Source organism: Cryobacterium mannosilyticum (assembly GCF_004402705.1).
GTDB lineage: Bacteria > Actinomycetota > Actinomycetes > Actinomycetales > Microbacteriaceae > Cryobacterium > Cryobacterium mannosilyticum.
Genome location: NZ_SOFM01000005.1, coordinates 24,707 through 31,531, shown reverse-complemented (window position 1 = coordinate 31,531; position 6,825 = coordinate 24,707). Strand labels below are relative to the sequence as shown.

Below are 6,825 nucleotides of genomic sequence, written 5' to 3'. Positions count from 1 at the left end.
GCCCGATCGCCCGCGCCGACACCAGCCCATCGACATCCGACATGGGACTGAGCGCTGGCCTCGGATCGCCAGCCTCCAATAATCAACAGGCTCTAGAACGTGCGCCGGCTTCCGCAGGGTGCGCCGCGAGCATCTCGGCTCGGCGGGTGAGGGATGCCGGCGGGCGCCGGCGGGCGCCTGCCGGGCGGATGCGGGCGGCCGTGCGATCAGGACGGGTGCCGCATCGCCGCCGCCACTCCGGCGACGACGAGCACGAGACCCGTCGCGATCACGCCGCCGAGCAGCCACAGCGAGGGGTCCATCGAGCCAGGTACCAGGGTGCGAAACACCATGAACCCGGCGAATGCGAGCGTGAGGGTTCCCCACAGGATGGTGCCGAACAGGGGAATCCGTCGGGGCGTGGTCGACGACCCGGCTGGCGGCGCGACTGCCTCCGGCATCGTCGGGGACGGAAGTGTCGCTGACGCATTCGGCATGGTCTGGAACGGGAGCGTCGCGGCGTCCGTCACGGACGCACTGTCCACGGTCGGGTTCTCGGTCGCGGTCGGTGTTGGATCCACGGTCGGGGTTGGATCCACGGTTGGATCCACGATCGGGGTCGAGTTCTCGGAATCGGTCATGGGGTGCTCCTGAGTGTGCTGCCGGCATCGCTGCCGCCGATGAATTTGACCTGGCCGGCGAGCGACCAGACGCGAATGCGAGGAACGGACCGGGCATCCGTGCCGTTGACGGTGCGCACGTCCCGAATGAGCACACCGCCCCGCACGGGCTCGCCGCCGGTCGATTCAGAGCCGACCGCCCCGGCGAGAAGATGGACCTCGACCTCGACCGGCCGCCGGGCCGGCAGAACGAGGGTGGTCACCCCGAACCCGAGCCACACGTCGACCGTTTGACCGTTCGTCTGGCGTCCCGTTGCCGTGTCCAGGTCGCTGAGGTCAACGGTCGGAGCGCCGGCGACCATGGCGTAGCCGGTTGGGGAGTCTTCGGCGGAGGACACGACGTTCCAGCGCTGGTTGCCGGCGAACGTGAACTGGGTTCCCTGGGGCGCAACCCCGACCCACACGAGCGCCACCACGGCGAGAAGGGCCATCCAGCCCAGCGCGCCGCTCTCCCGACCGCGGATGCCGGCGACGATGATTCCGACGGCGACCAGGCCGAGTGCCATGGCCAGGCCGAACACGAATGCGCCGGTCGACCACTCGCCGCCCGAGTAGCCCAGGTAGGCGATCGCGCCGGCCAGGAGAGCGAGGCCCAGCGTGATCGTGGTGGTGGCGGCGCTGGGTCGGCGTGCGCGCCACCGGGCGGCACGCTCGGACTGCTGGGCGAGTTGCTGCTCCCGCCGCACTCTGTTCTGGTCCTGCCAGGCCCGGCTCTGATCCGCCCGCAGCCGGTTCTGCTCCTCCTGACGCGCCCACGCTGCGGCCTGCCCGTGAGTGGGGGAGCCCTGCGTGGGGTACTCCTGACTGGAAAATGCCGGACCGGAAGGTGCCTGGGTGGAGTACGCCGCGGGCGGTGACATGTCGCTCGGTGTCTCCTGGTTCGGCGCCCCCTGAGGGAATGCCTCCGTCGGCTGCGTTGCGGCGGCCGAATCGGCCGTCAGCGGGCCGAGGTCGGCGGGCACCGGCGGCACCGCGGGAGGCGGTGGCGTCGTGATCGTCGTTTCGTCCGGCGACGCCGGGGGTGTCGGCCCGCCCTGAGCCGATCCGTAGGGCGCAGAACCGTATGGCGTCGGCCGGCCCAGTGCCGGCCCGCCCTGTGCCGGCCCGCCCTGTGCCGGCCCGCCCGGCGTGGTCCCGGCCTGGCGGCGCCGCACGAGGTAGACGATCAACCACACGATTCCCGCGGCGACGGCGAGGCCCCACGCCACACTCAGTGTCGCGGTGATCCAGTCGGGCATTCCCCAGGCGCCGGGGACACCGTCCCACCAGATTCCGCGGTTGAACGGCGCGATGGTCAGCACGAGCAGCGCGATGATGGCGATGATCGCGGGTTCGAACCGGCCGCGGAGTGCCTCCTCGGCGTGGATCCGGCCGAGCACGTTCGGCAGCAGCGCCCAGCCGATCGCATACAGCAACACGACGGGAGCACCCAGCACGCCCAGCACCACGACGATTCCGCGCACGATCATGGGGTCGAGGCCCGTTTTCGCCGCGACGGAGCCGCAGACACCGGCCAGCCAGCGTTCGCCGCCGCGCACGAGTCCGCTGCGCCGGATCCAGTCGAAGAAACGGGTGAGTTGATCCGGCCCGGTGGGGGTGTGACCCTTCGCGGGGTAGGTGGGATTCTCTGCTGTCATGCTTAGACTCAACCACCGGCGGGGCGACAGGGCCATCAGGGACGACCCTGATTCAACCCTGAGATCCGGATGCCGGGGCCCCCGCCGCCGTTCAGGGTGCTTTGATGAAGAGATGAGAACCGAGCGGATGACGCGGCCGAGGCAGCGGCTGGTGGCGGGCGTCTGCGCCGGGTTCGCCGAGCACACCGGGCTGCCCGTGACCGCGGTGCGGGTCGGCACGGTGCTGCTCAGCCTGGCCGGCGGCGCGGGTGCCCTGCTCTACGCCTGGCTCTGGGTGACCATCCCCGACACTCCGCCGCGCTCCGGCGCCCTGCCGAAAGCGAGCCTGGCTCGGCCGGCGGCCGCACCTGGTCGAGTAGGTGGGCTCAGCGTTCCGGACCGTGGCGGTCCACTGGTCGACGGGCAGGTCTCGGGCGGAGCGGCATCCGTCGGGTCAGCGGACGCCACCGCCGCGCGTGCGGCCCCGGTCACCGAAATTTTCCTCGGCCTTGCCCTGCTCGCCGCCGGAACGGCCCTGGCGGCGAGTCGACTCGGCCTGAATGTGCCGCTGGCCGTCGTGATCCCCGGAATCGTCGTGCTCGCGGGCGTCGCCCTCGCCTGGCGGCAGTTCGCCGACATCCGGGTCGGCGCGCGAAGTGACTCCTCGGCGCTGCTCGTGCGGGCGCTCGGTGCCCTGTTGCTGGTCGCGGTCGGCATCCTGCTGTTCTTCGTCACGGGTGACCAGCAGGGCGGATGGACGGTGGTCGTCGCATCCGTTTCGGTGTTGCTGGGCGTGATCGTCGTGATCGCGCCGTGGCTGGTGAGGCTGTCCCGCGACCTCGCCGATGAACGCTCGGAGCGGATTCGCGAGTCTGAGCGGGCAGAGATCGCCGCGCACCTCCACGACTCGGTGCTGCAGACCCTCGCGCTGATCCAGCAGAAGGCCGGCCCGCACAGCGACGCGGCCCGCCTGGCCCGGGCCCAGGAGCGGGAGCTGCGGGAGTGGTTGTTCACCGGAGTGCACGGCGCCGGTGCACGCGGGGCCCGCCCGGCAGACCCTGCCGACACCTCTGGCACCTTCGCCCCCGCCGAGGCGCCGATCGATCTGCCGGCCGCGCTTCGGCGCATCGTCGGGGAGATCGAGGCCGACTTCCCGGTGCAGTTCGAGGTGGTGACGGTCGGAACCGCGCCGGCCGTCGTGCCGGATGCGCTGATCGCCGCGGCCCGCGAGGCCATGCTGAACGCGGCCTGGCACGCCGGTGGCACCGTCTCGGTCTACCTCGAGACGAACAAGGTCGGCAGCACGTTGAGCGTCACCGATCGGGGACCTGGTTTCCGACTCGCCGACATTCCGTCCGACCGGCACGGCGTGCGCGAGTCGATCATCGGGCGGATGAATCGGATCGGTGGTTCCGCAGCGGTTCGGCCGGGCCCAGGCGGGTCGGGCACCGAGATCCTGCTGAGCCTGCCGCTCGGCGGGACTGCGACATCCGCCCCGCCTATCGGCGTGGGCGCCGCAACCGCAAACGCCGGAGCACCCAGCGCAGCAACAGCCGGCGCCGGAACCGGAGCAGAGGAACAGGGCCATGACGAGCAATGAGGCGCGATCCGGCGATCCGGTCGCCGAGGCATCCGCCACGCTCGACGGGCCTGGCGCGGATGTCACGCTCCTGTCGGTCGTGATCGTCGACGACCATTCGATCTTCCGTTCCGGGCTGCGCGCCGAACTCGACGCGGGCATCAGGGTGCTCGGCGAGGCCGCGACCGTCGACGAGGCGGTCACGATCGTCGCCCGGCTGCAACCTCGGGTGGTGCTGCTTGACGTGCATCTGCCCGGAGGTCGCGGCGGCGGCGGCGGCGAGGTCATCCTCGACGCCGCGCCCCGCGCCCCGCACACCCTCTTCCTGGCCCTGAGCGTGTCGGACGCCGCCGACGACGTCGTGCGGGTGATCCGAGCGGGCGCGCGGGGCTACATCACCAAGAGCGCGTCCGGCGCCGAGGTGTCGGAGGCCGCCCGCCGGGTCGCGTCCGGCGACGCCGTGTTCTCGCCGAAGCTGGCCGGGTTCGTGCTCGACGCCTTCGGCGCGGTCGCCGGCGAGATGGCAGAGACGATGGAGGAGCTCGACAGGCTCTCCGGCCGCGAGCAGGAGGTGATGCGCCTGATCGCCCGCGGCTACACCTACCGGGAGGTCGCCGGCACCCTGTTCATCTCGCCGAAGACCGTCGAGACGCACGTGTCGGCGGTACTGCGCAAGCTGCAGTTGTCCTCCCGCTACGAGCTCACGGCCTGGGCGCTCGAGCGCAAGCTGCTGTAGGCGCCGCCGTGTGCGCGCGGATGCCGGGCATCCGTGGCTCAGGCGTCCTTCCGGATCCACCGGAACGTGACTCGGCTGAGCACGAGCCCGACCACGAGCCAGATGCCGAGGTTGAGCGCCACCAGAGGGAGGTCGAACGAGCCCGACTGCTCCAGGTTGGCGAAGCTCTCCGGCAGGAACACTGCGCGCATGCCCTGCGCCATCCACTTCAGGGGAAACGCGCTCGCCAGGTTCTGCATCCACTCCGGCAGAAGGTAGAACTGAAGGTAGACGCCGGAAATGAACTGCAGGATCAGGACTATCGGAATGACCACAGCCGTGGCGCTCTTGCCGGAGCGGGGGAGAGCCGAGAGCGCGATCCCGAGGAACGCGCAGGTGATCGTGCCGAACAGGAACACCCAGGAGAAGGTCAGCCAGGTGTCCGGGTCGGTCGGCAGGTCGATGTTCAGCACGAACCGGGCCACCAGCATCAGCAGCGCCGCCTGGATCGTGCCGGTCACCAGCACCATGCCGATCTTGCCAATGAAGTAGCTGAGCGGGGACAGCGGTGTGCCGCCGAGGCGCTTGAGGGTGCCGTCGCCCTTCTCCCCGGCGATGTCCACCGCGAGATTCTGCACGCCGGAGAGGAGCATGCCCGCAGCGAGCATCCCCGGCAGGTAGTACGCTCCCACGCTGATGCCGCCGGTGCCGTCCGGCGCCTCGCCGATGTTGCCTCTCGCCCCGAACGCCGCCGTGAAGATGCCCAGCATGATGAAGGGGAACAGGAACGTGAAGAACACACTGTCTGGGCTGCGGAAGTAGACGCGGGTCTCGTAGATCACGCGGGAGGCTCCGAGCGTGAGCAGGCCGGGGCGCCGGATGCCCGTGGTGCCGGCTGCGCGCCTGGTGGCTGACGTGGTGGTCTCGTTCATGAGCGCAGCTCCGTAACGGTCGTCTCGTCTGCCAGGGTCTCGCCGGCCATCGTCTCGTCGCCTTCCACCTCGGCACGAATACCTTCGGTTGTGCCGCGAACGAGCCCGAGGTACACGTCCTCGAGGCTGGGCCGCACCACCTCGAGGTCCGCCGGTTCCCCGCCCGCCGACGCGACCAGCTCGGCCACCACCTGTCCCGGCCGATCGGTGCGCACCTCCCTGAGCACACCCAGTTCGTTCCGCCAGCGCACGAGCGGCACTCGCGCCTCTGAGCCGCCGATCTCGTCGATGGCGCCGATATCGATCAGTCGCCCATTGTTGATCACACCTGCCCGGTCGCCGAGCTGCGCCGCCTCGTCGAGATAGTGCGTGGTGAGCAGGATGGTAGTGCCCTCCGCCTTGAGCCGGCGCACCAGATCCCAGAACTGATGCCGCGCCTCGGGGTCGAACCCCGTGGTCGGTTCGTCGAGGAACAGAAGCTCCGGCCGACCGATGATGCCGAGTGCGACATCCACTCGCCGGCGTTGCCCGCCGGAGAGCTTGCTGATGCGAGTCTTCGCCTTCTCCGTAAGGCCCACCGCGTCGATCACCTCGGCGACGCCGCGCGGATTCGCGTGGAGACCGGCGAAGTGGCGAAGTTGCTCGGACACCGTGACGGTGCCGCTCTCGCCCGTGGACTGCAGCACGATGCCGAGCCGTGCCTTCCAGCCGAGGCCGCCGTGTTGCGGGTCGGTGCCGAGCACGCTCACCTCGCCGGAACTGCGGTCGCGGTAACCCTCGAGAATCTCGATCACCGTGCTCTTGCCGGCACCGTTCGGGCCGAGCAGGGCGAATGTTTCACCCGGGTGGATGTCGAAATCGAGTCCTCGAACAGCTTCGACTCTCCCGTAGGACTTGCGTAGGTCGCGCACGCGCACGACGGGGGACGATGATTCCATGCCCATAGCGTGCCAGCCCGGAGGCGAAGCGGCAAGCGCGACCCACCGATGGCCCCGGGTGGCGGCGAGAGGAGGTGGTGCACGTGAGCATTGTCAGCTGCTGGCCCGCAGAGCGCGATAGTCGTTGAAGAGCACTCCTGAGTCGTAGTGTGTGGTCGACACGAGCTCGTAGGCCGAGGGCGTGTAATCCCCGTCGAACAGGGCAATGCCATCGCCGAATACGACCGGATTGACCTTGAGTACGAGCCGATCGATCTCCGGCCGGAGAGCCGCGGCGAGGCGCCCTCCGCCGCACAGCCAGATGTCGGCAATGAATCCGTCCAGGGATACCGCCACGAACTACACGAGGTCGCGCATGCATCCTCCAATAACGGCGCAGCCGAGTA

At 69.9% G+C, this 6,825-nt stretch carries 7 protein-coding genes; 2 read left to right on the top strand and 5 right to left on the bottom strand.

Going from position 1 to position 6,825, the window contains the following annotated elements; all coding sequences use genetic code 11:
• Window positions 1-206 precede the first annotated feature (206 nt).
• Both E3O32_RS01170 and E3O32_RS01165 read right to left on the bottom strand, forming a co-directional pair.
• A complete protein-coding gene (locus E3O32_RS01170; RefSeq protein WP_134506180.1) occupies window positions 207-620 on the bottom strand; it encodes a hypothetical protein in 414 nt (137 codons plus the stop codon).
• The gene (locus E3O32_RS01165; RefSeq protein WP_166790742.1) at window positions 617-2,296 is read right to left on the bottom strand and encodes a PspC domain-containing protein; all 1,680 of its coding nucleotides are present in this window, start codon (window positions 2,294-2,296) and stop codon (window positions 617-619) included. The genes E3O32_RS01170 and E3O32_RS01165 overlap by 4 nt, the downstream gene beginning before the upstream one ends.
• Before the next feature lie 127 nt (window positions 2,297-2,423).
• On the opposite strand from E3O32_RS01165, the gene E3O32_RS01160 reads away from it, so the two are divergent.
• A complete protein-coding gene (locus tag E3O32_RS01160) occupies window positions 2,424-3,875 on the top strand; it encodes an ATP-binding protein (RefSeq protein WP_241974437.1) in 1,452 nt (483 codons plus the stop codon).
• Window positions 3,862-4,590, top strand: coding sequence for a LuxR C-terminal-related transcriptional regulator (locus tag E3O32_RS01155; protein ID WP_134506174.1), 729 nt, complete (start codon window positions 3,862-3,864; stop codon window positions 4,588-4,590). The genes E3O32_RS01160 and E3O32_RS01155 overlap by 14 nt, the downstream gene beginning before the upstream one ends.
• A gap of 38 nt (window positions 4,591-4,628) precedes the next feature.
• On the opposite strand, the gene E3O32_RS01150 is transcribed toward E3O32_RS01155, so the two are convergent.
• The 3 genes from E3O32_RS01150 to E3O32_RS01140 all read right to left on the bottom strand — a co-directional run bounded on the left by E3O32_RS01150 (window position 4,629) and on the right by E3O32_RS01140 (window position 6,775).
• Window positions 4,629-5,501 carry an ABC transporter permease gene (locus E3O32_RS01150; RefSeq protein ID WP_134506172.1) on the bottom strand — a complete coding sequence of 291 codons (873 nt, stop codon included), beginning with the start codon at window positions 5,499-5,501 and terminating at the stop codon, window positions 4,629-4,631.
• Complete coding sequence (locus E3O32_RS01145) at window positions 5,498-6,439, bottom strand: ABC transporter ATP-binding protein (RefSeq protein ID WP_134506170.1); 942 nt, start codon at window positions 6,437-6,439, stop codon at window positions 5,498-5,500. The genes E3O32_RS01150 and E3O32_RS01145 overlap by 4 nt, the downstream gene beginning before the upstream one ends.
• Window positions 6,440-6,532: 93 nt before the next feature.
• A complete protein-coding gene (locus E3O32_RS01140) occupies window positions 6,533-6,775 on the bottom strand; it encodes a dihydrofolate reductase family protein (protein WP_134506169.1) in 243 nt (80 codons plus the stop codon).
• Window positions 6,776-6,825: the final 50 nt, after the last annotated feature.

Excerpts from the sequence above, each read along its gene's own strand:
- E3O32_RS01170 (WP_134506180.1), bottom strand. The coding sequence starts at position 620 with ATGACCGATTCCGAGAACTCGACCCCGATCGTGGATCCAACCGTGGAT.
- E3O32_RS01165 (WP_166790742.1), bottom strand. The coding sequence starts at position 2,296 with ATGACAGCAGAGAATCCCACCTACCCCGCGAAGGGTCACACCCCCACC.
- E3O32_RS01160 (WP_241974437.1), top strand. The coding sequence starts at position 2,424 with ATGACGCGGCCGAGGCAGCGGCTGGTGGCGGGCGTCTGCGCCGGGTTC.
- E3O32_RS01155 (WP_134506174.1), top strand. The coding sequence starts at position 3,862 with ATGACGAGCAATGAGGCGCGATCCGGCGATCCGGTCGCCGAGGCATCC.
- E3O32_RS01150 (WP_134506172.1), bottom strand. The coding sequence starts at position 5,501 with ATGAACGAGACCACCACGTCAGCCACCAGGCGCGCAGCCGGCACCACG.
- E3O32_RS01145 (WP_134506170.1), bottom strand. The coding sequence starts at position 6,439 with ATGGAATCATCGTCCCCCGTCGTGCGCGTGCGCGACCTACGCAAGTCC.